This window comes from Patiriisocius sp. Uisw_047 (genome assembly GCF_047730165.1).
Lineage (GTDB): Bacteria > Bacteroidota > Bacteroidia > Flavobacteriales > Flavobacteriaceae > Patiriisocius.
The window spans coordinates 2,091,686-2,118,617 of sequence record NZ_CP159834.1 but is presented as its reverse complement, the minus strand read 5'-3'; the positions used below and the strand labels follow the sequence as shown (position 1 = coordinate 2,118,617).

Sequence of the window (26,932 nt, the reverse complement as noted above, 5' to 3'; positions counted from 1 at the left end):
CTATACTTCTTAATGTTGCGTTATATCATCAATAAGATACATAGCACCCTTTTCAACTGGAACTTGATTTGTATCATCAAAATCTGGAAAAATGGCAATCCTCTTAAACGTGTATGCAGAATCTACTTGACTCCCAAAATCAAAGGTTAATGTTACCCATTCATTTGCTGTTGCAATTGTTTGATCCACATAGAAAGATGGATTACCTGCACCCGAAGCATCCATATCTTCCATCTTGACACGAACATTAACACCAGCTTTGGGAGAACATATCTTTAAGGTGAATATCGTACCATTTACTAAATCTATGATGGGTGTTGCTGTTAGCATATCATCGAAAACAAAGCCCGAATACCATGCTGAATTCATCACTTTATTAAACTCTAATACGCTGGCAGAATGATTTCCATTAAGATTTGAATTAGCAACCTTTTCAATTGTAGCTCCATTATCAAATGCTCTAAAAGGAAGCATTGCCTCTTCTTCAAATGTAAATGGGAATGAAGCTTTGTCTCCATGAGCTTTCAAAACCGAGTCTTTTAAGTTGATGTTTTTGAAATGATGATTTAGATTCTTTTGAGTAATACCTTCTTTATATGGATTAAATTGATGTACTTCTTTCAAGGCATAGTAAGCAGCCCTAGGGTAAAGTTTGTATAGGCCTCTGGAATCTGTTGGCCCTTTTGCGCAGATACCAAACCACTCTTCATTCATATTATTGTCGCTCTCTTTGTTCTGGTCTTTACTATACCCTCCATTATTCCATGTAGCAATGGTATCGTGTATGTCAAAGTTTATAGTCTGATTCCATTTCCACCATCCGTCTGAAAATTGAAAAGTAAAACCTCCTATACAATTTCCTACTTTCCCTAAACCAGCAGTGTGTTGATAAATGTCTTTCCAATTACCTACATTATAATAGGCTTGCATGTATTGGTCTTCCTGATTATCTCTAGCGTTATACGCATCCGAGCCAAATTCAGCAAACATAATAGGCATATTGAGTTCGTCTTTAACTCTTTGGAAGGCATCCCAAAATGAAATTCCTCGATACATATTTGTTCCATAGATATCAATATCAGTACATTCCTCTTTTACAAGATCTAGATATAATAAATCACCATTACAAATTGCAACTGGGTGGTTCGTATCTCTCTTTTTTATTTCTTTCGTTGCATTGTTAAAGGCTTTATACAATGCCCTTGCCGCAGCTTTTTTATTGGGATCTTCTGAGCCTTCAACAGGAATATCTGCAGTTTCGGCGCTCGTCCAAGAAAGGTGATAGTTATTTTCATTACCCAACATATACATAAGTATTCCAGGGATTTCTTTATACGTATTGACTAATCCTATAGCTTCTGCCATAAGAACCTCTAATGTAGCTGGATCTGAATAATCCGTTTGTGGTGTCCAAATACCATTTAAGGTAAGCCCATATGCGCCAAATGTTATATTGGGCATTGTGTATATGCCATAATTCTCATAAATGTATGTAACCCACTTTGGATGTATGTTATAGGTTCGAATCGCATTAACACCCATGTTTCTTAACAGTGACATTTCACCATCTATGGCCGCCTTAATAATCTCATCAGATTTGATCCAGATCCCAGGATCTGTGACCGTAGAACCAACAGGGACATAATCCCAATTTATTCCATTTACTATAAAATCTTTTCCATCAACAACCAACTTCATTCCTTCATCATTTTTCATAACCGAAACTTGGTTCGTTTGTGAAAACAATAAAGAAACACTTAATGAAAATATTAATAGTATAGCGTTATTTTTCAATTTGTGCTTTGATAACATAAATAGACTGGCTAGCTGTATAGAATTTACTCAAGTATTTTGTTAAATTTTTAACAACTCATTACTTTATGTAATTTTATATAAAACAATGTAGATATCACAAAAAAGAGCCCAACAAAATACATACAACACAAAATAAAGTGGCTTTTTACTCTAATCCCTTATCGTATAGAAGAAAGTCAATGTTTTATTTAGGGTTGCTAGGCATTTGAAACAAGCTTAAAATAAGAGATGTTGTGGTAATGTATAGCTATACACTTCCTTTTACAGAAGAATTATATTTCCAATATATAATTAGTTAAGCTAGACTCGTGTGGTAATTCCATTTTTTTACGCAATCTATAACGTTTAACCTCCACACTTCTAGGAGAAATATTCAATAGTGGGGCGATCTCTTTTGAGGATAGATTCAATCTCAAATAAGCACACAATCTTAAATCATTAGGTGTCAGTACAGCGTGTTTCGCCTTCATTTTTTTAAGAAAATCCTTATCAGCATTATTAAATGCTTCTTCAAAAAGTTTCCAATCATCTGTATTATTCAGATTCTTATCTATTATTTTTACGAGTCTTTTTAAATCATTATCTGAGTTATTATTTAACTCTTTTTTTAGCGTACTTAAAAACTCGTTTTTCTTTATTATACTCATTGTAGAAATAGCGAGCTCTCTATTCTTATTTTCTATGTCTTGCTGTAGCTTTTGATTTTCTAAACTAATTAACTGTTTTTGGTTTTCTAACTCAGCTAGATCTAGTTCTTTCTTGGTTTGACTTAACAGGGCAATTTCTTTACGCTTGTAATACCTTTTGTAAAACGTGTGTATTCTAAAAGACACTAGGATGATGCTGAGCAAGTAGACGGCAATCATCCAGCTTGATAAATACCAAGGCTTTTCTATAGTGAAAGAATAGCTCGCTGTATTTGTGAGTGCGCTTTCTCCAGTACTACCTCTCACGTTAAATGTATAATCACCATAGGCTAAATTTTTAAATAAAACATTTGAAGTCTCTGTCCATTTGCTCCATTTATCATACACACCAATTAATTGATATTGGTACTTAGTTTTTATATGCTTGTCAAATTCTGTTATACTAAATGTAAAACCTATTTCATTCTCTTTATTTTCTAGTGAAGCCGGAGCATCTTTATCTAATAAATTTTGTTTTGTAGCATTACGATTATTACTAGCGATCGTATTTATTGAGATATCATATATTTTTTGTTCAAACTTATTCACATTCATTATGATGTACCCATTAGAAGTACCTATTATATATTCTTCATCGTTAATTTCTAATAAGTTTTCATAGCCAGCGATGTTTTTTCTTATTTCTAATGGTAAAGGAAATTTATTAATAACAGGAACATTACTTAATTTTCCTGGGGTTGCATAACAAATATTTTCTTTTGAAAAGGCCCACAGTCTATTGTTTAAATCTTCGTTAATCATCACTCCAGAGACATAGTCTTCCGCTTTATAAAAAGTACTGTATATAGTGTCTTTAGTAAATTCTCTAATGGACGTATCATACTTATAGACTCCTTCTTGATTCGCGTAAAATAGTTGGTCGTTATATTGAACAATACCAGATTTCAACTCTTGTGACACATTCATTTTGTCAATAGTAACGGCTTCGGAAAAGTCACTATCTATCGAAATTCTGAAAAGACCTTTATACTCGTGATTTACAAAAATCTCATTTGTGTTATGAAACTCAAAATTTCTCGATGACATATTAAAATTTTCTATTTTGTTTTTAAATGACCAAGTTGTTCCTTTCTTTTCTAAAATATTTAAACCATTATAATTTCCTTGAAGTAAAATATCTGTCCTGCCTTTAATGGGCTTTATAGACCAGGTTCCTTGAATACTAGAAATCTTGGTTGCTTTGTCATCATTAATAATATATGTGCCTAAATTATGCCCACAAAACAGCACTCCGTTAATCACATCCAAACTCCATACTTGCCCTTGAGTTTCTTTGATAAAGGTAAAATCATCTGGAGTATTAAAAGGTTTTTTAAACAACCCTTGATTCGTCCCTAGATATAAATTGTCTCGGTAGACGGCAGATGCATAAACGGTACCTAAAGCACCTTTGTTATCATTGAATATCTTAAATGGGGAATGTATATTGATACTGTTAACACCATTATCAAGCGCTAACCAAATATTGCTAGTGCTGTCTTCAAAAACAGATAACACGGTATTATTTGATAAACCATTTGAGGAGTCTATTTGATAAATTATTTCTCCTTTATCATTTAATTGAATAAATCCATTGGAGATAGTCCCTATGGCAAAATTTCCATTTTTAAGCTGTATCGCACTGTAAATACTCAGATTAGATGGAAGTTCATTATTCGGGTTACTCCACCTAGATAATTGATTAGTATTCAATTCATAAAACCCGTTATTCTGAGACAACAGCAACATCTTCCCCTGTTTCTCAAACATATTGACAATGATGTTGTCGCGTAAAAAAGGGTCATTAGTAACTAGTTTTGGTTTACCATCTTGAATCTTGTAAATGCCGCTTATCGTTTGAAAATAAATACCATCACCTACCTTATAGGTTTTGATAATTGTTTCATCATTCCCAACTACATTAAAAGAATTATCCTTTGTATTAAATATGTAAATTCTGTCTAATGACTGAAAAAGGATATACTCATCGATGTGTATTATATTCCAAAACTGTTCGTCTTCAATTAGTGGCTGATTAATACTTTTAGATAATGAAGTATACTGCAATTGCCCGTAATTATCCTTCTGCCAAAAACCAAATTCCATATAGCATCCGGTATATATCTTATCATCTACAACCGTCACAGATCTTATAATGGTATTATTAGGTGTATTATATAAGAGCCAATTTGCACCATCAAACTCTAATAAACCCTTATTATTTGCTATGTATATTTTATCATTAGCAGATTGAGAAATAGACCAATTTTGATTTTCACCTCCATATTGTTCTGGTGTATATACATGGATAGGAGGCAATTCTTGAGCAGCACTATACTGTGAGCAAATTAATTGAATCGAAAAGAATAATAGAAAACCTAAATGCCGCATATTGTATCCCATATGGGCTAAAAATAATCATTAATTATTACTCCACAGGTAAATAAGTATCAATGAAGCATGCTAATCAATCTAAAATAGCAAAAAAGAATAAAATAGTAGCACAAAAGGAGTCCCTTAAAATCCAAATTCACTATTTAAGTCTTAATACACTACTAATTACCAGTGTCTTACAGGTTAGTCGTATGTCTTTTCCCTTACCGAAATATAAAAATACGTGTTTATACGTATATCAGACTTAAGCTTGTACCGTATATTTGATTTATGAATTAGTGAAAAGCTTCTTATTCTATCTTTTTTGTGGGGATAAAAGAGTGTGAATGGAGCTTATAAAATTTACTAAGTTAGGTTTGTTAAGAGCGTTGCGAAAGTGGCGCTCTATTTTTTTATATAAAAAATGGCGCTACTACCCGCCTTTTTTGATTTCATTAATACTTGGTGATATTTACTCTAAGATTTTAAACTCTACAGATGAGTCATTAAAAATTTTGTGAGTCTGCTTCTTAGAGTTACCTTCCCCTGCCTTAAAAATATTAGAAACACAGGTTTGAGGCTTTACGTCTATTAATGGGAAACACGTGCTTTGTATTTGTAGCTTGTGTTCTTTTTTAAAAGTATGATTTACATCTTGTAGCTTTGTCGCTACTTCAGTCTTTTTATTTGGAACAAAAGCCTCTTGTTTTTAAAAACTATTTCTGAAACGCCCTCGCTTCACTTCACTTCACTTCTTAACATCATATGATAATTACCCATCTTAAGGTGGTCTTGAGTTTCTTCAGTATTTTTAGCCTTTGCGGGAAAGACATCTGCCATTTTATTATCCAGTCTGCATCTGTGCCGGTGGCTGCTACTTGCAGTTTTGCAAGAGTCTCGCCAGACAATGTCATATCTTCAGTGAGAATAGGAGTTTCAAAAGCGACTACATCTGGTATTCTTGCCTCAAAACGCCTATCATCCATCATATACTTACGAGGGTAAAAACCATTTTACGTCTTCTGTATACTGTATCGGTTTTTTAGGGTCACTTACAAACTCTTCAAAGGTGAAGCTCTTTTCCATCTTTGGATTAAGGCGCTCTCCATTCTATAACCAAAATGTTTTTTTCTTACTATTTTTGGGCGGCCATTGATCATAAGATTTCCAGGGACCAAAAACTATAGTATTATAATTATCACTTCTCTTTTCAATATTCTTATACGTCTCTAAAGGACCATATAACTCTTCCGTGTCAAAAAAACCACCTACACAGTCATCACCGCCAGTTTGATCTGCTCTAAATGCTGGATAATGCCGCTAGTCTACCCGAATTCATAATAGTTAAGGTGCTCTTTTAATTGTGTCCAGAAAATGTTTTTCTTTTTCTAGTAGGTATCAAGATTAGTTAAAAGCCCGACATCTAAGAAAAATTGATATTGATCTTGTGAACCTAGATCTGGAAAAGAGTACCAAGTGTATTTCATTGGTGCTACTTTCATATAACCAAAAACTTAAGTGGCTCTCCAGTAAGTCAATAAATTAGCCCCATAATGATGAAAATCATCAAAAAAGAATTCACCTATATAAGCTTGTGGTGAAACGGCTTTCAATGCAGGATGCGAATCAAGTATCGAGTACCTGGTATAAAACCCCGGATAAGCAATACCATAGGTGCCTGGGTTTCCATTAGTGTTGTCTACATTATTAACTAACCAGTCTATAGTATCAAACGTATCACTTGCTTCATCAATTTATTTTGCTTTCTTATTTGGTATATACACACGCATATTACCATAGAACCCCCTCACTATTCGAACGTCCGCGCTTATCTTGATATACGAAGACATAGCCCCCTTCCATCGTAAATTGATTAGGACCAAGTTTCGTTGGGTGGTTATTTTCGCCGTAAAGCTTAAAACTAATAGGTGTTCGTATTAATATAATAGGATACCTTTTACTCTTATCTTTAAGAAAATAAATAGTTGTATGAAGGTTTATCCCATCACGCATGGCGATGTTTTGTTCTTTTTTAGCATAATTAGCTTCAAGGTCATATGCCACTTCTTTAGCTGACACGGAAACCAAAAGCATACAAACAATCCTAATATAATTGTTTTCTTATGTCTATTTATTGATTGATTCCCCTGTAAAATTATCTAAACCTTCGTTTAACCAAAACAGGTATTCATCCCCATCAGGAGTGTAGCCTATTGGCTTATTGAGAAGGTTATAATCTGCATCGAGTAAAATATAATATGGCTGCGAATTGTTCTCAAAATTTACCGTCTGGAATGTCGCCCATTTATCACCTACTGTTTTAATACGCTTAGTTCCACCTGTTGGCTTTAAGAAGTTAAAACGATCGTCTTCTTCCAGTTCTTTTCTGTCATCAACATAAAGGGACACTAAAACATAATCCTCATTTATTACTTTAAAAATATCCTCGCGTGTCCAAACCTGCTCTTCCATTTTACGGCAGTTTACACAGGCCCAACCTGTAAAATCAATCATTATAGGTTTTCCAGTTGCTTTTGCTTCTTCAAGACCATCATAAAAACTTTTATGGCCAGTAATCCCCATATCGCCTTTGTCATAAAGACTGTAGAACATCGGTGGTGGAAATCCACTTAATACTTTTAGGTTGGCGTATTTTGTATTTGATAAACCAGGAATCAGGTAAAGGAAAAAAGCAATCGCCGCTACCCCAACTATAATATTACCTAATGGTTTTTTCTTCATTTTAGGCCCATCATGCGGGAATCTAATAAACCCGAATAAGTACAAGGCCAATCCAAGGGAACAAAGAATCCATATTGCGATAAATACCTCACGCTTTAATAATCCCCAGTGTTGAACCAAGTCTGCATTAGATAAGAATTTAAATGCCAATCCTAGCTCAATAAAACCTAAGACTACCTTTACCGTATTTAACCAACCACCACTCTTAGGAAGCGTATTTAACCAGTTAGGGAATAAAGCAAATAAAGCAAATGGTAAAGCAAGTGCGAGACCAAATCCTCCCATACCCATAGTCAATTGCATCGCACCACCATCACTAGATAGGGAGCCTCCTAATAAAGAACCTAAGATAGGCCCCGTGCAAGAGAAAGAAACAATAGCCAGCGTCAATGCCATAAAGAAAATGCCTATTATCCCTCCTATACTATTGGCTTTGTCATCCATTTTTGCGCTCCAAGATTGAGGCAATGTAATCTCATAATACCCAAAGAACGAAAAAGCAAAGGCGATAAATATGATAAAGAATATGACATTTAAGGTCACGTTAGTCGATATATTATTCAGTATCTCAGGATCCAATGAATCTAGTAAATGAAAAGGAAGACTTAAAAGAACATAGATTCCAAAAATGAACAAACCGTAAAGCACTGCATTACGCATTCCCAGTTTTTTGCTTTTAGCGCTTTTTGTAAAAAAGCTTACCGTTAAAGGGATCATCGGGAAAACGCAAGGTGTTAGCAAAGCAATCAAACCTCCAATAAACCCTAAAAAGAAGATTGTTAAAAAACTCTTTTCCTCTGTTTTCTCTGTTTCGTATTTCTCCTTACCTTTTATTGGTATTGTCAATGCTGCAGATTTTTCTAAATCATCGGCTGTAATTTCTGAATTGGCTATCTGAGCCTTTCCTTTTTTAATGTCAAGTTCAAAAATCTTAGATTCTGGCGGTAAACATTGTTTATCATCACACACAGAATAATAAATATCTACATTTATTTTAAGGTCTTTTGGGTTCACTACTTTAATTTGCTGAAAGAAAACAGCAGACTTTTCAAAAAACACGATATCCATTTCAAAAATAGGATCGTAATATGGCGGAACCTGAGGCTCAGTCGTCTCACCTAATAAGGTGTAGGTTTCTGGAGAAGCGTCATATGTAAATTCTGTAGGGATAGGACCTATATCATCTGGCCCCATTTCTGGTTCTTTCTGGCTGTATAAGTGCCATTTTTCTTCAATTGTGGCTTCCATACGTATGTTGTATAAATCACCAGACTCTTTTTCAATACTCACATTCCATTTAACTGGATCTAAAAATTCTTGAGCCTTTGCTGGGGCAATGCATGACACAAGGAGTACGATTAAAAATGCAAACTTCTTCATAGGTTAGTTGGTTGTAATTTTTACTATTTGAGTTGTTTTCTCTGTAACTTTAAAGCGATCATCTGCGCGCATTCCTATCACCCAGACAATGGTCTTTCCGCTACATAAAAGCCACGTTTTTTCTTTAGCCGCTAAAGATAACTTTTCATCTTTATAAAACTTACTAATTTTCTTATTTCCTTTGAGTCCAAAAGGCTGAAAAACATCGCCCTCACGCCACTTTCTCACAATTAATGGATACACTAATAGAGCTGCATCTACATATACTATGCGGCTATCAACGTACCCTATTTTATCTGTAGGAATAAAGGTTAATGGCACAGGATCAATAACCTGACTTTCATTTTTATTAATGGTTATTTCTTCTGAAATATTCTCAATTGAATCACGAACCGTTAAAATAAACTTTGTCCTATCTTTGAGTAGCCTATGACTATCTGAAAAAACTAGCTTACCACTTTGAGCAGTAGCCAAATCAATTATATCATCCCAAGCGGTAAAACCAAAAGGAGATAACAGCTCATACAAAACAGCACCTTGATTCGGTAAATCGCCAAGCTTTATAATATCAATTTCATAGCCATCAACGGTTTCTGTCACCAATAAATTATAAAGTAAGACCATATAATCCGCTACAAGTTGTTCTGTGGCTTGAAGGTGGGTTATCGTATTCCGAACTCCTTTTAATACATTTTTTGAAGCTTTTTTATAAGGAGGTATCACACGATGACGTAGCTCATTACGCAAATAATCTGTTGCTGCATTACTACTATCTTCTCGCCAGAAAAACTCAGCTTTTTTAGCAAAGCGTAGTACTTCATCTCTTGAAAAAGGTAACAAAGGTCTAATTAAAGTTTCGGTTTCTTCTGGAATACCCGTGAGACCTCGTATTCCTGTGCCTCTGGAAAGATTTATTAAAACGGTTTCTAAAACGTCATCTGCATGATGTGCTGTAGCTATTAGGTCAAACTTAATTTGTTTCCGTAGTTGCTCAAACCATTCATATCGCAGCTCTCTCGCGGACATTTGTGTTGATATTCTATGGTCTTTGGCAAATGCCTTTGTGTCAAAGACCTCCTCGTAAAACGGGACTTTTAACAGGGTCGCTAAGGCGGCCACAAATGCAGCATCTCCATCACTTTCGTCCCCTCTTAAATTAAAGTTACAATGTGCTATACAAAAATTGAAATTTAGCTGTTTCAGCAAATGTGCTAACAGTACACTATCTAATCCTCCACTGCAAGCAAGAATTATTTTTTTATCGCAGAGCCTAGGGAATGTTTGGTCGATATGTTTTTTGAAGGATGTGAGCATATTAAAAAATAAAAATAATACTACCCAACAACACCGCAATCCCAAAACTCAGCATAGTCCCAATAAGTACGTATTCTGTTTTTAGAGTTTCTGTGTCTCTGTAGCGTAAGATAGATTTTGCCGCTATTAAAAAGCCTACGCCTTCAAAATGATTGCCTATAATAAAGGTAAGCGTTAGGATTCGTTCGAGTATCCCTATTAATTTTCCTGCATTAGGTAATTCGTCAGATGGGTTTAATTGATCTTTTTCTATCTTGCTTGCTATCGCAACATCAATTTCTGAAGATTTAAAGACTTGCTTAATCAAAATGTTTGCTGGCTTTAGACAACATAGATAAGCGATGCCTATAGCAATATACCTTGGGTGTATCTCTGGGGCATAGGTCATTTCAAATCCACGATATTTCAGAAACAAGATAGAAACCAAAACAAGTGTACCCAGATGAAGTGCTTGATCCACAAAAAAGGCATATTTGGCTAGCTTTGGTTTTTTATTAACTACTGCTTTTAAGCCATCAATGAAATAATGAATAATCGCAATCGCTGCTGCACCCGCTATAAATTTAACTTGAAAAGAAAACAACCACGAGCAAGCAAATACAATTAATATGTGCCAAGCGAGGTATTTGGTCTTAAAGCCTTTATCGTTCTTCTCGTGCGCCATTTTATTGGTTTGAAAAAAGAAGTCTGCCATTAAATGACCTAAAAACTGGAATAATAAAAAAGTTGTTAAGTCCATAGTTTAATTTTTAAAAGTAGCTTTATAATAGGATAGCGTTGTCTCTATCGCATTCCAACCTACGCTAGTAGAATGTCTATTAACCACAGACTGGTTTACATCTAGTTTTTGAGCAATCGCATCTTCGGTGAGCCCCAATATTTTATGGTAAACAACTTCACTTTGTCGCTCAGTTGCTTTATTTAAAAGCACATCTAACAATTCTAGAAACGCTGTCCACTTGCTATTTAACACTGGATCTTTGGAGGCAAAATATAAGGTGTTTTTTATCACCACGCGCGCCTTGTCATGCGTAGATTTTGAGTTAATCAAACGACCTGAAAGATAGATAGCCTCCCCATCTATGATCCCTTTCTCTTCATCAAAAACGGAGAGTTCCCCATAACCCATTGCGAGACGTATCCCGTGTTCTTTAAAGAGCTTCGCGCGTTTTTTATCTTCTGTGTACCCATCAATAGCTATGGGAATATTTTTTACATAAGTTTTTATCGCAAGCAAGACTTCTAAACCTAGCGATGGACTCTGAACCACACATTCTATATAATCGCCTTTTAAGAGACGTCCATAAACGCCATACCGCTCCTTGAGTTGTTCAAGAAGTGTATCAAGTGCGATACGTAACACGCCTTTATCCGAAACAGAAAGACTTGTTGAAGACACTACATCACCAGATATTACGATGTATTTCATAAAATAACTTTTTACAAATATAATAAAACTATGCTACTGAGAGGACATAAATACCATTTATGCTATCTAGAAGACATAAATATAAATTATGCCACTGAGAGGGCATAATTTATCAAGATTGAAATAGCCTCCTTTTTATTGGCATCTGTGCATTCAAAACAAACCTAACCCGGTTTTAACGCGGCAATAGTATCTATCTACTAAACTTGATTCAAAAACTAAACTCGCTCCAATACCTCTCTCATTGCTTTTGCCTTGAGCAAGCACTCCTCATATTCGTTTTCGATTATAGAATTTGCGGTAATAGCGCCACCCACAGAAAAACTTACATATTTTTCATCTGCATTATACAAGATACTCCGTATGATGACATTAAAATCAAAATCGCCGTAAGGAGTAAAATAACCCACCGCGCCGCTATACAGGCCACGTTTTGCTTCTTCAAGTTCCTCGATAATCTTCATCGCAGCCACCTTAGGTGCCCCCGTCATGCTTCCCATTGGGAATGTGTTTTTTAAAATAGTCACAGGCGTAACATCTTCTGCCACCTTACATCGAATGGTAGAAATCATGTGATGCACTTGTTTAAACGAATACACTTTACACAACTCATCCACGGTTACAGATCCTTTTTCTGCGATTCTTGAAAGATCATTCCGTACCAGGTCTGTGATCATAATATTCTCACTGCGTTCTTTAGGATCGCTTTCTAATTGAGCCACCATCGCGCCGTCTGCCACAGGATCAATTAATCGTTTTGCCGTTCCTTTTATGGGTTGTGAAACCACCGTAGCACCTGTTTTTTTGAGGTAGCGTTCTGGCGATGATGACAGCGCAAAATGGGTGTTTAATTTCAGGAAAGTAGCAAAAGGTGGCGTCGAGATTTCATTAAGGTGCAAGAAAGAGCGCACAGGATCAATGGTTACATTTTCAGCAAAAAACTCTTGACAAAAATTAGCTTCATAAATATCGCCACGTTCTATATGACGCAGCATCTTCCCTACTTTGTTTGCGTACGCGCCCTTAGAAGTTCTTAATCGTATTTTAATAGCTTCGGAAACATCATGGGCTTCATCTTCCGGCTTTTTCATTATTTCTTCCCAATCACTTTCTATCTCATCATCTACCATCTGAAGGTATTGAATAGTCACTTCATCTTCTGAAAAAAGAAATATTTTTTTAGGTTGGAAAAAATACAAATCTGGAAACCCAAGACCGTCAAAGTTCTCCGATTTTAGGCGCTCTACATCGTTTTTAAGATCATAGGACAAATACCCAAAAAGCCAATCTTTAGATAACGTTTGATACTCTTCAAGCTTCTCAAAAGCATGTTTACTATCTGTTTTTATAGCGGTAAAAGCATCTACTGCAAGGATTGCTTTATATGAACTATGGCCGTCCGAATGTTCATTAGAGTCTAGCCATACTACTTCTTCAAACTGTCGTGCCCACTGCAAAAGACGCGTCTTTAAACTAGTGGTGAGCTGAATATTTTTAGTAACAATGTGACGCATGAATTAAATAGGAATTGAGTTGTAAAGGTATTGAAAACAAAAAACCATTTTGAAAAATTCAAAATGGTTTTTAATAAACTTTCTATTCATACTCTTAAATATGTAAAGCTCTATCGTCTGTAGCAGCTAAAGCCGCTTCTTTAACAGCTTCTGCGTAGGTAGGGTGTGCGTGACTCATGCGAGCTATATCTTCTGCACTTGCCCTGAACTCCATCGCGGTTACCGCTTCGGCAATTAGATCTGCCACTCTTGCTCCTACCATATGAACTCCTAAAACCTCATCTGTCTTTTTATCACTCAATATTTTTACAAAACCATCTGTATCTCCACTTGCACGACTTCTTCCTAAAGCACGCATAGGAAATTGTCCAGATTTGTACTCGACATTGGCTTCTTTTAATTGTTCTTCAGTTTTACCAACACTTGCAACTTCTGGCCACGTGTAAACCACGCCCGGAATTAAGTTATAATTAATGTGTGGTTTTTGACCCGCTAATATTTCAGCAACTAACGTTCCTTCTTCACTTGCTTTGTGCGCTAACATTGGGCCTTTAATTACATCCCCTATTGCATAGATATTTGAAATATTAGTTTGCAAGTGATCATTTACTTCCACTTGTCCTCTTTCTGTAATTTTCACACCTGCCTTATCTGCACCTAGTCCATCTGTGTAGGCTTTACGTCCCACAGAGACCAAACAGTAATCACCAGTAAAAATGATTTCCTTGTCTTTTTTATCTGTCGCCGTAACCATAACTTCATCTCCTTTTCTTGAAACAGCAGATACTCTATGAGAAAGGAAGAACTTAACGCCTTGCTTTTTCATCGCCTTCATTAATTCTTTACTCTGAGCGCTATCCATTGTTGGGATAATACGGTCCATATACTCAACCACAGAAACCTCTGCGCCAAGACGACGGTAGACTTGACCTAATTCTAGACCAATAACTCCTCCACCAATCACCACCATGTGTTTCGGAATTTCAGTTAGCTTTAATGCTTCTGTAGATGTAATTACTCTCTCTTTATCTAGTGTTATAAACGGCAACGTAGAAGGCTTAGAACCCGTAGCTATTATGATATTTTCAGCCTCAATTGTTTTTGTTTTATCTCCAGTAATTTCAATGTGTGTGGCATCTTTGAACGAACCCATTCCTGTAAAAACATCAATCTTGTTTTTATTCATTAAAAACTCGATTCCTTTTGTGGTTTGCTCAACAACAGAAGCTTTACGCGCTATCATTTTCTTAAAGTTTATCTTTATTTCGCCAGGGATTTCAATCCCGTGTTCTTCAAAATGCTTAATCGCATCTTCATAGTGATGAGAAGAATCTAAAAGCGCCTTACTCGGGATGCAACCTACATTAAGGCAGGTCCCTCCTAAGGTGTTATATTTTTCGATAATAGCCGTTTTCATTCCTAGTTGTGCGCAACGAATCGCCGCTACATATCCTCCAGGACCAGAACCTATTACTGCAACATCATATTTTGACATATTATTCTCTTTTTAAGATTGAAATTGCTCAATATTTTGAGCATTACATATAAAAAACAAAGGTACGAACTCTCCTTTTAAGTAAGAAACATTAACAATCTAGATTCGTTTATTTTTCATTCTCAATAGCATCCAGCACCCATTCTATGGCAGGATCTTTATCTAATTGATAGTCTTCTAAGGTAGCAGCGTTTATCTCAACATCTGGAGTTACTCCATAACCATCTGGATCTATTTTAAAGGGAGCGTCTATCTGCATAAGTCCCATTCTAATCGTTACATTTGATGTAGGTAATCTAAACGGTTTAAACAATCCTGCAACGGTGCCATTGTATGCTCCTCCCGTTTCTTGCCCCACAAATGTGGCTCTTCCTGTACCTTTCAAATTTGTTGAGAATACAGAAGATGCTGAAAATGAGTTTCCATTAATCAATACGTAAAGAGCACCCTTATAATTATTTTCGTAGGGCGATTGCTCTTTAGACTGTTTGAAACAATAATAGATTTTTCCATCTCTTTTTTGCGTTTTCAATAGATTATGTCCAACTATAATTGGAGAGAATACCGCAACCAACCCGTGCACTATTGGCCCACTTGTATTACTCATAGCCATATTTAAAAAAGGCGTTCTTGTTGTTACCTCACTCTCATTAATAAAGGTAAAATCTTCTAAGGCTAGATGTTTATATAGATCGTTTATCTCAGTAAGTCTTCCACCGCCATTATCTCTTAAGTCTATAATAAGATTCTTTGTTTCTAGACTATCTAAAATTTTAAAACTCTCTTCATAAAATGCCTCATACTTCCCATTTGTAAAACTTCTTATTTTCATATAAGCAGTCGTACTGTCCTTTCCTATATATCTCATGTTACGCGTATTCAAATTTATCTTAGGCAGATACCCGTATTTTGAATGATCTTTTCGCTTCTTTCTATTTTCTAACTTCCGAGTTTTCTTTTCTTCTTTAGTCAATTTTTTAGGCTTCGCCGAAATGATAATTGAATCTAACTTTGTACTATCCTTTTTCATCTTGGTATCTACCCAAGTATAGTTTTGCTTAAAAACGGAATCCCTGAGCTTATAGGTCACTAACAAACTATCTAAAAATCCATTTTCTCTAGCGTAGAATCGTTGAAACCTATTCCCTACAAAACTTTCAAAAAACGTTTTATTATAACCATCACTCGCTACATTCGTATTATACCGTTCTATAAGTTCTTGTGGTGTTTCACTCTCAACGGCAAGCAACTCACTCCCTACTAAAAGAGAATCTCCGTTGATCGCTCTCGTTAATATTAGATGATTGTCTATGTACTTAAACTGCGAGGTATAGAAATCAAACTTTTTATCTTTATACGTATTACGCACTTTCCTTGTCCTTCTTTTTTGAGGAGGAACGACTGAGATATGCCCTTGCCCTATCATTTTTACTACAGGTGCCAACTTTAAATAGAACTGCATACTTGTGAGCGGTTCTTTAATAGACTTCTGTAAGCTATCAAAACTGGTGTCTAATTGCTCTTTAGAAATGTATTGATACAGTCGGGGATGGTTGCGCTGAAGTTGATGGTATGCTTTTGCTACATCTGCTTGTAGATCAACTATGCTGTGATTTTTAGTCACTTCTTCATTATAATCTCCTACACTTTTACAACCCGCTTGCGATATAATTATGAATACAAGTAGTACGGCATTTTTAATCATAGGACTTTTAGTTATATACGTTTTATATGACTCGTTTTTAATTCATGTGTTACATATAAAACAGTGAGTTTGTTTTAAACACTATTATAATAGACGCCTTTTTTCATTCAATGGTTGCCTGAGTTTTACAAACGCTAGCTTGAAATAGATAATCAATAAAATTGATCTAGTACTATAAAACTTATTTGTACTGAGAGAAATACTAGCATAAATTCTCCTAGTCAAAATATGCAGTAGTTTATAATATCACTGCCGTATTATTCTTTACTTCCTTAATTGTGATAGAACTCTGCGTGCTTCCTATTTCTTCTAATGAGGTCAATTTCTTTACCATAAATGTCCTGAAATGATCCATATCTTTCACAGCAACTTTTAATAAATAATCGTAATCCCCACTTACGTGAAAACATTCTAATACTTCTGACAATTGTTCAATTTCAGTTTCAAAATTAGCAATAGACTTCTGCTCGTGTTTCGTGAGTTTTACATGACAAAACACAGTAAAACCTAGATCGACTTTCTTTTTATCCAACAAGGCGACATACTGTTTTATCACGTCATTCCGTTCTAGCTTTTTGATACGTTCAAAAATAGCCGTCACCGATAGATTTAATTGCTGCGATAATTGCTTATTAGTTTGCTTGCTATTCTGCTGCAGCAAAGTCAATAACTCTTTATCAATGGCATCTAATTTCATAATCAAATATTTTTCAGGAAATTTTTCCTAAAGGTACACAAGTTTTGAATATTTATATGAAATATAATAACGTCATATTAGTTTAAAGTGATTATTAATCTAATTACAAACACAACAGTTGATTATTATTCTATAAAGACTTAATTTTGATGAATAAATAAAGCTTAATGAAGGATTTTATTATTATTGGTGCTGGTCAATCAGGCTTATCTATAGCACATTACTTAAAGGAAAAAGAGCAATCTTTTCTAATAGTAGATGCTAATGCCGAAATAGGCGCCCCTTGGCTAAAACGCTGGGATTCATTAAAATTATTTACTCCTTCAGAATTTAACAATTTGCCCGGCTTAGCATTTCCGCATAAAAAAGGACATTATGCTACCAAATATGAAGTAGCAGCATATCTAAAACAATATGTTCAAAAATTTGATATCCCTATTGCCTTCAATGAAAAAATAACAGCCTTAAAAAAAGAAGGAGGTCATTTTACGCTGAACAGCGCTACCACTGCTTTTAAAGCAAAAAATGTAATCGTATCTACAGGACCTTTTCACACTCCTTTTATTCCAAAGTGCCATTTAAAGATAACAGAGAACATCACCCAAATACATAGTGAGCATTACAAAAACCCAAGTCAATTACAAGATGGAGACACCCTTGTTGTTGGAGCAGGAGATTCTGGCGTGCAAATTCTACAGGAAATTTCTGAAACAGATAGGACTGTATATTTTTCTGGAACAACTGATATCGCTTCTTTACCGCAAGAGTTTTTAGGGAAAACATTATGGTGGTGGTTTAAAAAAACTGGATTTTTAACGGCTACCAAGCATTCCTGGGTGGGTAAAAAGATAATTAACGGAAGACAACCCGTCATAGGTACTGATGTGAAAAAGCTGTTTAAAAGACCAAACTTAAAATGTGTAGGCAGAACGCTAGACGCAAATGATCACGACATAACTTTTGAGAAGGGGACAATCTCATCCATAAAAAATATCATATGGGCTACCGGATTTAAGCCTAATTTTAATTGGATTGAAAACGAACAACTAGATACAAATCAATACCCTAAAAATTATCGAGGTGTTAGCAATATTAAAGGCTTGTACTATTTAGGATTACCGTGGTTGCACACAAGAGGATCAGCAACACTCGGTGGTGTCAAGGATGATGCAAAATATTTAAGTGAGTATATTTTAAATTAAACGTTCCATAAAAATGCGCATAAGTAAACTAAAAATAATAGTCAAAAATGAATGTAAATAATGATATATGGCTAAACGATTTAAAACGTAAAAGAGAACAAGGCCCTACCCTTCACAAAGAATCTTATTCTCAATATAGCGATGCCACTAAGGCTGTTCACGCAGGGCAATATAATGATCCTATTACGGGAGCATTAGGAACGCCTATTTTCCAATGCTCTACATTTCATTTAAATGAATCCTCCTATAAGGCTATAGAAGAAGGCCGTGGTAGAGAAAAAATGATCTATTCCAGATATGGGAATCCCTCGCAATGGAGTGTTCAAGAAAAGGTGTCATCTTTAGAAGGTGCAGAAAGCTCTATCGTTTTTTCTTCCGGTATGGCGGCTATTTCATCTGCGATACTCGCCATATTAGATAAAGGTAGCCACCTAGTGTCTTCAAGAGATATTTATGGCGGCACGTATAATTTTTTATATGAAGATTTATATCGCTACGGCATGTCTGTCACTTTTACTTCTCCCACTGACATCGATGCTATAGAAGCTGCAATACAGGAAAACACAAAAGTTTTATATTTTGAAGCGTTAACAAACCCCTTGTTAAAATTAACTCCTTTAAAAGAGCTGGTGGCACTTGGTAAAAAATACAATCTAAGAGTCATCATTGATAACACATTTTTAACCCCGTTCAATGTTAAGCCATTGGAGCTCGGAGTAGATCTTGTCGTTAACTCTGCAACAAAATATTTAAACGGCCATTCAGATTTAATAGGAGGCACCGCTTCTGGCTCTCGTAAACTCATAGATCGCATATGGCCTCAAATGCTAAAAAACGGAGGGTCTATGGATCCCCACGCCTGTTTCTTATTAGAACGAAGCTTAAAAACCTTTGCGCTAAGAATGCGTACGCATAATGAAAATGCATTACAAATTGCAAGATATCTAGAAGCACACGAAAAAATTAAAAGAGTGTATTATCCAGGATTAGCGTCGCACGAGCAACACGATTTAGCTAAATCTCAATTAAATGGAAAATATTCAGGGATGATTAGTTTTGAGATTGACGGTGGAAATATGAACGCCCATAAATTATTAAGCCATTTAAAATTACCTAAAGAAGCAACAAGCCTAGGTGGCGTAGAAAGTTTAATCTCATTGCCCTATAACACATCACAAGCATCACTAACAAAAGATCAACAAAAAGCCATAGGCATTAACGAAGGTCTTATACGCCTGTCTGTTGGCATAGAAGACCTTGAAGATTTAATTTCAGACTTTGAACAAGCACTAAACAACGTATTTAAATAAGAACTCCTATGTTAAATAACATAAACATCGCTGGTTTAAGCGAATACACAAATGAAGTAAAAGAAAGCCCTTTAGAAGGCAAAGCGACCTATGGTATTGCCCTTGACTGGGTAAGCGGAACCCAAACAAAAGTGAAAACTAAAAATATGATTTTAGGTAATCACAAGATTGTAAGAGATTTTGAATTCACTATAGACGAACCCACTCAATTACTTGGCGTAAACCACGCGCCAAACCCAGCAGAATATATGTTAGGTGGATTAGCGGGTTGTATGGCGGTAACATTTATGGCAGGCGCAACGGCTAAGAATATTGAAATCAACCAATTAAAAATTGAAATAGACGGCGCATTAAATTTAAATAGCTTTTTAGGAATAGACGATACTATAAACGCCGGTTTTCCTGAACTTAAATTTATTTTTCACGTGAAAGGAAATGGTACACAAGAAGATTATAATGCACTTATGGAACGTGTTTTAAAACACTCCCCTAATTTTAACACCGTGAAAAACGAAGTTAAAATGATTGGAACATTGAAGACAGACGGCGTTAAAGCACCGTTAGTTTAGATAAATATAGACATTTTAGTATACCTTGCCACTAGCGCAAAGCTTTTTGCAGAAAATACCTTCACAATAAAAATTAGTTTTATTGCGAAGGTATTTTAATTTCATTGAGGCTATTTTCTTGCTATGACAAATGATCTCATAGATATTTAATTTGTATTTGCTACTACTTATTTTTCTTTTCAAATTATTCAACTTTACTAATTGTTATATAAATACACAAGGCGTAACTATTTTTTTTTACTGATCATTAGACTAACTGTTATAAGTGAAAAATGAATTTTTAGCTACAATATAAAATCAGGTCGTTAGAAATATGATTTGCAAAGTAACAATCAAAACCGTAACATTACAATTCTAAAAAATTACCTCCCATGCAAGAAAAAGACAATCTCAGCGAAATTGATATTCAGGGCCATCACATTATAGACAATACAGAATTGAATATATGGGAAGCGTTAATCCCTGTGTTCATTCTCATGATACTATTGGCTTATAATATTTTTGCTCAAGATGGAGTTTGGCTAGGAGACTATTCTAACCAAATCATTCTATTAATGGGTGGTACAGTAGCGATAGTCGTCGGCTTGTTTAATAAGGTTTCGGTTTTAGTGATGGCAAAAGAAGTCTGGGAAAACTGGAAAAGTATATTTGTACCCATCTTGATTTTATTGCTCGTAGGAGCACTCGCTGGTACTTGGCTCGTTAGTGGTGTGATACCTGCAATGGTCTATTATGGCTTACAGGTATTAAGCCCCGAGATTTTCTTGCCGGCCACTGTTATAATTGCTGCCGTTATCTCAATTGCAACTGGTAGTTCTTGGACCACCTCTGCAACGGTAGGTATCGCGCTAGTTGGCATAGGTACTGCCTTAGGCATTAATCCTGGAATGATTGCAGGAGCCGTGATTTCTGGAGCTTATTTTGGCGATAAAATGTCACCCTTAAGTGATACAACCAACCTTGCCCCTGCGATGGCGGGAACAGATTTGTTTACGCATATTAAATATATGGCATACACGACCGTTCCAACCATCATTATTACTTTGATTGTATTTGGGATTATTAGTGCCTCTATAGAAACTTCTGGAGAGGCTGACATTAGTAGCCTACTAAAGACTATAGATACAACATTTAATATTTCAGGATGGTTATTTTTAGTGCCGCTTATTATTATTACACTCATTTTATTTAAAACAAAACCAACAATTGCTTTAGGTGCTGGTATAGCTGCCGCAATTGTTTTCGCTTTTATTTTTCAACCAGAAATTTTAGCGTCGATTTCAGATTCGAGTGCAACTGCAATGCTTCAAGCTATTTTTAGTGATATTTCTATAGAAACTTCTAACGAAACACTTAACGAGCTTTTTAGTTCTAGTGGTGTGATGGGAATGCTCTGGACTATTTTATTAATTATCTGTGCGATGGTCTTTGGGGGTATAATGGATGGAATAGGTGCCCTGGCAAGAATTACAAAGGAGTTACTAAAACTTGCAACCACTATTTTTGGTCTTTTTACTACTACCGTAATTAGCTGTTTAGGATTAAACGTCATCGCTAGTGATCAATATTTAGCGCTTGTGATACCGGGAAAAATGTTTAAACAAGCCTACGAGGACAGAGGGTTAGCACCAGAAAATTTATCTAGAACCTTAGAAGATTCTGGAACGGTAACTTCGGTATTAATCCCTTGGAATACCTGCGGGGCGTATCAAAGTGGTGTACTAGGTGTAGGCGTTGGTGAGTATTTTGTTTATGCCATCTTTAACTGGCTGAGCCCTTTTACGACTTTGCTCTTCGCAGCATTTAAAATTAAAATCAAGATGTTGAAAAACCCTGAAGATTTTAGCCAATAGTCGGTCTTTAAAATTTTAGTAATATAAAATCACAATTTTTATGAATAGGTACGCTGCAACTGTTTTGCAACCGTGCTTTTCATTTTGCGTAAATCATTGCAAATTATCTCCGTCTTAGTGTTATTTTTAACTTCTGTAAACAAAAGACATTTTTATACTTCGGAAATTTTATAAAACAATACAATATGGCACACATCACACTAGGCGGAAATCCCATTACAACTAATGGCGATTTGCCTGCAGTAGAGAGCAAAGCAAAAAACTTTACACTTACCGCGACAGATTTAAGTACAAAACAGCTTTCAGACTTTTCAGGAAAGCGTAAAATTTTAAATATCTTTCCGAGCATAGATACAGGTGTTTGCGCAACCTCTGCCAGAATATTTAATCAAGAAGCTTCAGCGCTTGAAAATACAGTTGTCTTATGTATATCGAGAGATGTTCCCTTTGCTCACAATCGTTTTTGTGCTGCAGAAGGATTAGAAAATGTGGTGATGCTTTCAGACTTTAAAACAGGAGAATTTGGGAAGTCTTATGGCCTCGAAATTCAAGAAGGTGGTTTTGCAGGACTTCACTCTAGAGCCATTGTTGTACTTGATGAAAATGACAAGGTGCTTTACACAGAACAAGTACCAGAAATAGGCCAGGAACCTGATTACTTATCTGCCATCAAAGCACTATAAGCATGTGGAATTCTTTTTTAGGAAAACGACTTAAAGGATGCGGATACGCAACAAAGGGTGCCTACATGCTGATCAAAAATGAAGCGAGTATTCAAGTGCAATTATTCATTAGCATTGTGGTCACCATTGCTGGTTTTTATTTTGAAATATCAAATACCGAATGGATGATCCAGATATTTGCCATTGGCCTTGTGATGACTGCCGAAGGGCTAAACACAGCTTCTGAAGAAATTGCAAATTTTGTGCATCCAGACTTTCACAATAAGATAGGCTACATCAAAGATGTGGCAGCAGGCGCTGTATTCTTTGCCGCTATTGCTGCTATGGTGATTGCTGGTATTATTTATTTCCCGAAATTTGGGTGGATATAAATTGAGGTCATTCTACCTCGGTTTCTGTTTCCTTTAAAAGGTCTCAAAAGTATTTAGATCAAAGGATTTAACTTACTAGTATTAAAGTATTCATAAACCACGTTTGGTTTTACCATGGCTACGTTACTTTTACTTAAATTAAGTGAACATTATGAAAAAATCTACGATCGGAAATTTTCCTGCCCTCCTATTCATACTTCTTCTTGTAGGCTGCGCAACTAATAAACCACAAGAATCTCCAGCACTACAAAAATCTAACATTTTTCAAGAAGCCGTGCACACTTTCTATATAGCGGGTGGGCAAGATAATGGAGTTGTTTCGCAAGGGTTAAAACAAAAATTAGAACGGGCACTTGCATCTGCTTCAAAGAAAAGCACCTTATTATTTACTGGCGATTTTACAGACCCTTCGATTACAAATCAAGGAGCAAGAGCATCACAATTAGACGCTCAATTAAGTCTTACCAAAGACTTTAAAGGAAAAACTTTTTTTAACTTAGGTGAAAACGAGTGGTCAAGCAAAAAGTCTAAAGACATAGAATGGATAGAAAACTACATCAAAGACAAAGACTTAAAACGTATTGAAGTAGAACCTAACAATGTATGCCCGTTAGATTATAAAGAAATTAATGAAGACCTCGCGGTGCTCTTCGTAGACTCAAACTGGTATATCTCAAACTGGGACCGTATAGAAGACATTAACAGAAAATGTACTGATATCGTTACCCGCAGAAGATTTACTGAAGCACTTGAAGGCTATATTAAAAATGCACGCAACAAGAACTTAGTGATTGTGATGCACCATCCCGTTTTCAATAATGGCAAATATAATAGCGTCCTAGGGGGCTTTTCGCCTGATTACGGAAACTTTGACCGTTATAACGAGCTTCGAGTTTTAGTGGCTGCTTTGTCTCAAGAAATCGATAGAGTAATCATCGTATCTGGGCACGACACTAGCCTTCAATACCTTAAAGGAGCGCGCGTACACCAGATTATTAGCGGTGCCATGGGATCTTCATCTGGAGTGCATAGAACTGAAGATAATATCACTGCCATGGGTGGAATACTCAAATATGAAGGTCAGTATGCGCACGGTGCAGCGGGTTTTGCTATTCTGAAATATTACATCGATGGGAGCTCCTCTGTTTCATTTGTAACTGAGGATTACGAGAACACGATGAATGTGACGCCCGCTTTGACAAAACCAAATACGGAGAAATTTGAAACCCCTCAAATTTCCGAAGTAAAAAAAACGGTCGCGATCACAACAGATAAAGACAAATTAAATAAATCTGGAATCTATAATTTTATTTGGGGTAAACGGTATAGAGATTATTTTGGAACACCTGTAACCGCTCCCGTTGGGATATTAAGCCAAATGGAACGACCCCTAACCATTACTCAAAAAGGAGGCGGACATCAATCTTTTTCAGGTAGGCTGGCAGACGCTCAAGGTAGAGAATATGCGATGCGAGGTCTTGAAAAAAATGCGCTCAAGTTTTTACGGTTTAAAATTAAAGGGCTCGCCTTTAATGAAGGAAATTACAAAGGCACTTTTGCAGAAAAAGCGGTTTATGACTTTTTTAGCACCACACATCCTTATATGCAATTAGTGATTAACCCTCTTGCTTCTTCGGTAGATGTGAATCACGCTAATACGCAATTATATTATCTACCCAAGCAACCCGGATTTGAAATACTTGGTAGTGAATATGGCGATCAACTCTATTATATAGAAGAACGCCCTAACGATGAACAGAAATATTTTGAAGGGTATAACAGAGCAAATCCAGCTGTAAAAGGAAAGATTGAACAATTTGAAAGTACGACAGATGTTTTCGAAAAATTAAAGGAGGACGAAAAGTACAGTCTAGATCAAAAAGCATTTATAAGAGCTCGTATTTTTGATATGCTTATAGGTGACTGGGATAGGCATAATGATCAGTGGCGCTGGGCACAATATAAAGTGAGCGATGATGACATACGGTTTATACCCATCCCTCGTGATAGAGATGCAGCATTCTCAAAATTTGATGGAATAGCGATCCCACTCATCCAGCTTGTATTACCAGATGTACGCTTCTGGCAATCCTACGATGCAGAGATCCCAAACATTAAATGGTTTAATGGTGAAGGAAATAATCTAGATCGAGCCGTGCTTAATAAATTTGATTACACTGCATGGATAGAAGAAGCAAAAGTGATTCAAGCAGGAATGACACATGAAGTGATCGAACAAGCATTTGCTAATCTACCTGAAGAGGTTCAAGACGAGAGCTCTCAAGCTATTAAGAACAGCCTAAAAGGGCGTCTACAAAACATTGTAAACATTGCAGAAGTATATGGGAAAAGAATTGACGCGATCGTTTCGGTGCACGGAACTAATAAAGACGATAAGTTTACCGTAATGAGAATGGCAGACGGTATGACTCAAGTTACGATAGCCCGCAAACTAAAAGGTGAAACTAACAAGGTATTCTACGATAGAACATTTTCGTCTAAAGACACCAAAGAGATCTGGTTATATGGCCTAGAAGATGACGACGTTTTTATTGTAAAAGGCGATAATAGTGATCACGAAATTAAAATGAGACTTATTGGTGGTTATGGAAAGGATGATTATGATGTTTCAAACAAAACAAATTTAAAGGTTTATGACTGGAGACATGAGAAAACAACTTTTGAAGATAAAAAACCTAAGAATCAATTGACTAATAGGTATGAGACCAATACCTGGCACTGGCGTTACTTTAAAGAGAACAACAATATTTTACTACCTTCTTTTGGGTTTAGAAGAGACGATGGGTTATTTCTTGGTGCAACGGACACGTATACAAATTATGAATTTAATGGAAATCCATTTAGATACAAGCATACCGTAACGGCTAACTACTTTTTACTAACGAATGCTATTGAGTTAGATTATGACGGCGTCTTTGCAAATGTTTTTCCTAATTGGAATCTTGAGGTGGGAGTTTATGCAACCAATGATAGCTATGCTAAAAACTTTTTCGGGAATGGAAACGAAACAAACTATGATGACGATGCCGTAGATTTAGAATTTAACAGAGCTAGAACACAACAAATTAAAGGAGATATAGGTATCGCTTCAAAATATTTTAAAGTCAAAGGGATTTTTGAAACTTGGGAAATTGAAGAAGATGCTGATAGATTATTTAACACAACAAATTTTGGAGAAACAGGACTGCTTGCCCGTCAAAATTATGCAGGTGCCGAGGCCACAGTAGAATATAGAAATCAAGATGCTATCGATTTCCCTACGCGCGAACTTTATTTAGGAGCTACGTTAGGTTATAAAACAAACTTAGAACTAGAAGATTATAACTTTGGGTATGCCAGTGCTCATATAGGTATGAAAAAGAAACTGATCGCTTCTGGAAATCTAGTATTCAGCACATTAATAGAAGGAAAAACAAACTTCGGAAATGAATATTTCTTTTATCACGCTCCTAGCATAGGAGGTGCTAATGGTTTGAGAGGTTTCCGTGATGAACGTTTTACAGGAGAATCATATGTGTATCAAACAAGTGATTTAAACTTTCGGATAGGTAGCATAGTTACTTCTGTAATCCCAATAAGTTATGGCCTCTTTGGTGGTTTTGATTATGGTAGAGTATTTCTCGACGGTGAGGAAAGCAACATCTGGCATACATCACAAGGTGGTGGATTATGGTTGAGCGGTCTCAACAGTTTTGGCCTAAACGTAGGATATTTTACTAGCAAGGAAGGCGCACAAATTCAAGTAGGATTTGGATTCGGTTTCTAAAATTTCT

The 26,932-nt window shown here is 35.9% G+C and carries 17 protein-coding genes and 1 pseudogene; 7 read left to right on the top strand and 11 right to left on the bottom strand.

Going from position 1 to position 26,932, the window contains the following annotated elements; all coding sequences use genetic code 11:
* Positions 1-9 precede the first annotated feature (9 nt).
* From ABXT71_RS09270 to ABXT71_RS09220, 11 genes and pseudogenes are all read right to left on the bottom strand, one after another.
* Positions 10-1,716: a glycoside hydrolase family 2 TIM barrel-domain containing protein gene (locus ABXT71_RS09270; protein ID WP_415371042.1), complete on the bottom strand. Its 1,707-nt coding sequence runs from the start codon at positions 1,714-1,716 to the stop codon at positions 10-12.
* A 371-nt stretch (positions 1,717-2,087) separates the two neighbouring features.
* The gene (locus ABXT71_RS09265; RefSeq protein ID WP_415371041.1) at positions 2,088-4,904 is read right to left on the bottom strand and encodes a triple tyrosine motif-containing protein; all 2,817 of its coding nucleotides are present in this window, start codon (positions 4,902-4,904) and stop codon (positions 2,088-2,090) included.
* 442 nt (positions 4,905-5,346) lie between these two features.
* Positions 5,347-6,968: pseudogene (locus tag ABXT71_RS09260) on the bottom strand (CocE/NonD family hydrolase).
* Positions 6,969-7,001: 33 nt separating this feature from the next.
* A complete protein-coding gene (locus ABXT71_RS09255; RefSeq protein ID WP_415371040.1) occupies positions 7,002-8,996 on the bottom strand; it encodes a cytochrome c biogenesis protein CcdA in 1,995 nt (664 codons plus the stop codon).
* Between the two features lie 3 nt (positions 8,997-8,999).
* Positions 9,000-10,310, bottom strand: a complete 1,311-nt coding sequence (gene tilS / locus ABXT71_RS09250) for a tRNA lysidine(34) synthetase TilS (RefSeq protein ID WP_415371039.1) — start codon at positions 10,308-10,310, stop codon at positions 9,000-9,002.
* Position 10,311: 1 nt separating this feature from the next.
* Positions 10,312-11,049 (bottom strand): DUF3307 domain-containing protein, encoded by a 738-nt coding sequence (locus ABXT71_RS09245; protein WP_415371038.1) that lies wholly within the window; start codon positions 11,047-11,049, stop codon positions 10,312-10,314.
* Between the two features lie 3 nt (positions 11,050-11,052).
* Entirely contained in the window at positions 11,053-11,739 is a 687-nt protein-coding gene (locus tag ABXT71_RS09240) for a fumarate hydratase (protein ID WP_415371037.1), read from the bottom strand.
* A 218-nt stretch (positions 11,740-11,957) separates the two neighbouring features.
* Complete coding sequence (locus ABXT71_RS09235) at positions 11,958-13,253, bottom strand: anthranilate synthase component I family protein (protein ID WP_415371036.1); 1,296 nt, start codon at positions 13,251-13,253, stop codon at positions 11,958-11,960.
* A gap of 94 nt (positions 13,254-13,347) precedes the next feature.
* Positions 13,348-14,748, bottom strand: coding sequence for a dihydrolipoyl dehydrogenase (lpdA, locus tag ABXT71_RS09230; RefSeq protein ID WP_415371035.1), 1,401 nt, complete (start codon positions 14,746-14,748; stop codon positions 13,348-13,350).
* Positions 14,749-14,857: 109 nt separating this feature from the next.
* Positions 14,858-16,453, bottom strand: a complete 1,596-nt coding sequence (locus ABXT71_RS09225; RefSeq protein ID WP_415371034.1) for a S41 family peptidase — start codon at positions 16,451-16,453, stop codon at positions 14,858-14,860.
* A gap of 238 nt (positions 16,454-16,691) precedes the next feature.
* Entirely contained in the window at positions 16,692-17,150 is a 459-nt protein-coding gene (locus tag ABXT71_RS09220) for an Lrp/AsnC family transcriptional regulator (RefSeq protein ID WP_415371033.1), read from the bottom strand.
* 167 nt (positions 17,151-17,317) lie between these two features.
* Here ABXT71_RS09220 and ABXT71_RS09215 point away from each other — a divergent pair, with 167 nt between their 5' ends.
* From ABXT71_RS09215 to ABXT71_RS09185, 7 genes are all read left to right on the top strand, one after another.
* Positions 17,318-18,352, top strand: a complete 1,035-nt coding sequence (locus tag ABXT71_RS09215) for a flavin-containing monooxygenase (protein ID WP_415371032.1) — start codon at positions 17,318-17,320, stop codon at positions 18,350-18,352.
* A 47-nt stretch (positions 18,353-18,399) separates the two neighbouring features.
* The gene (locus ABXT71_RS09210; protein ID WP_415371031.1) at positions 18,400-19,662 is read left to right on the top strand and encodes a trans-sulfuration enzyme family protein; all 1,263 of its coding nucleotides are present in this window, start codon (positions 18,400-18,402) and stop codon (positions 19,660-19,662) included.
* An 8-nt stretch (positions 19,663-19,670) separates the two neighbouring features.
* Positions 19,671-20,231, top strand: coding sequence for an OsmC family protein (locus ABXT71_RS09205; protein ID WP_415371030.1), 561 nt, complete (start codon positions 19,671-19,673; stop codon positions 20,229-20,231).
* A gap of 371 nt (positions 20,232-20,602) precedes the next feature.
* Complete coding sequence (gene nhaC / locus ABXT71_RS09200; protein WP_415371029.1) at positions 20,603-22,084, top strand: Na+/H+ antiporter NhaC; 1,482 nt, start codon at positions 20,603-20,605, stop codon at positions 22,082-22,084.
* Between the two features lie 185 nt (positions 22,085-22,269).
* The gene (tpx, locus tag ABXT71_RS09195) at positions 22,270-22,767 is read left to right on the top strand and encodes a thiol peroxidase (protein ID WP_415371028.1); all 498 of its coding nucleotides are present in this window, start codon (positions 22,270-22,272) and stop codon (positions 22,765-22,767) included.
* A gap of 2 nt (positions 22,768-22,769) precedes the next feature.
* Positions 22,770-23,138 (top strand): diacylglycerol kinase, encoded by a 369-nt coding sequence (locus ABXT71_RS09190; RefSeq protein ID WP_415371027.1) that lies wholly within the window; start codon positions 22,770-22,772, stop codon positions 23,136-23,138.
* A 151-nt stretch (positions 23,139-23,289) separates the two neighbouring features.
* A complete protein-coding gene (locus ABXT71_RS09185; RefSeq protein WP_415371026.1) occupies positions 23,290-26,925 on the top strand; it encodes a hypothetical protein in 3,636 nt (1,211 codons plus the stop codon).
* The last annotated feature ends 7 nt before the right edge of the window (positions 26,926-26,932 follow it).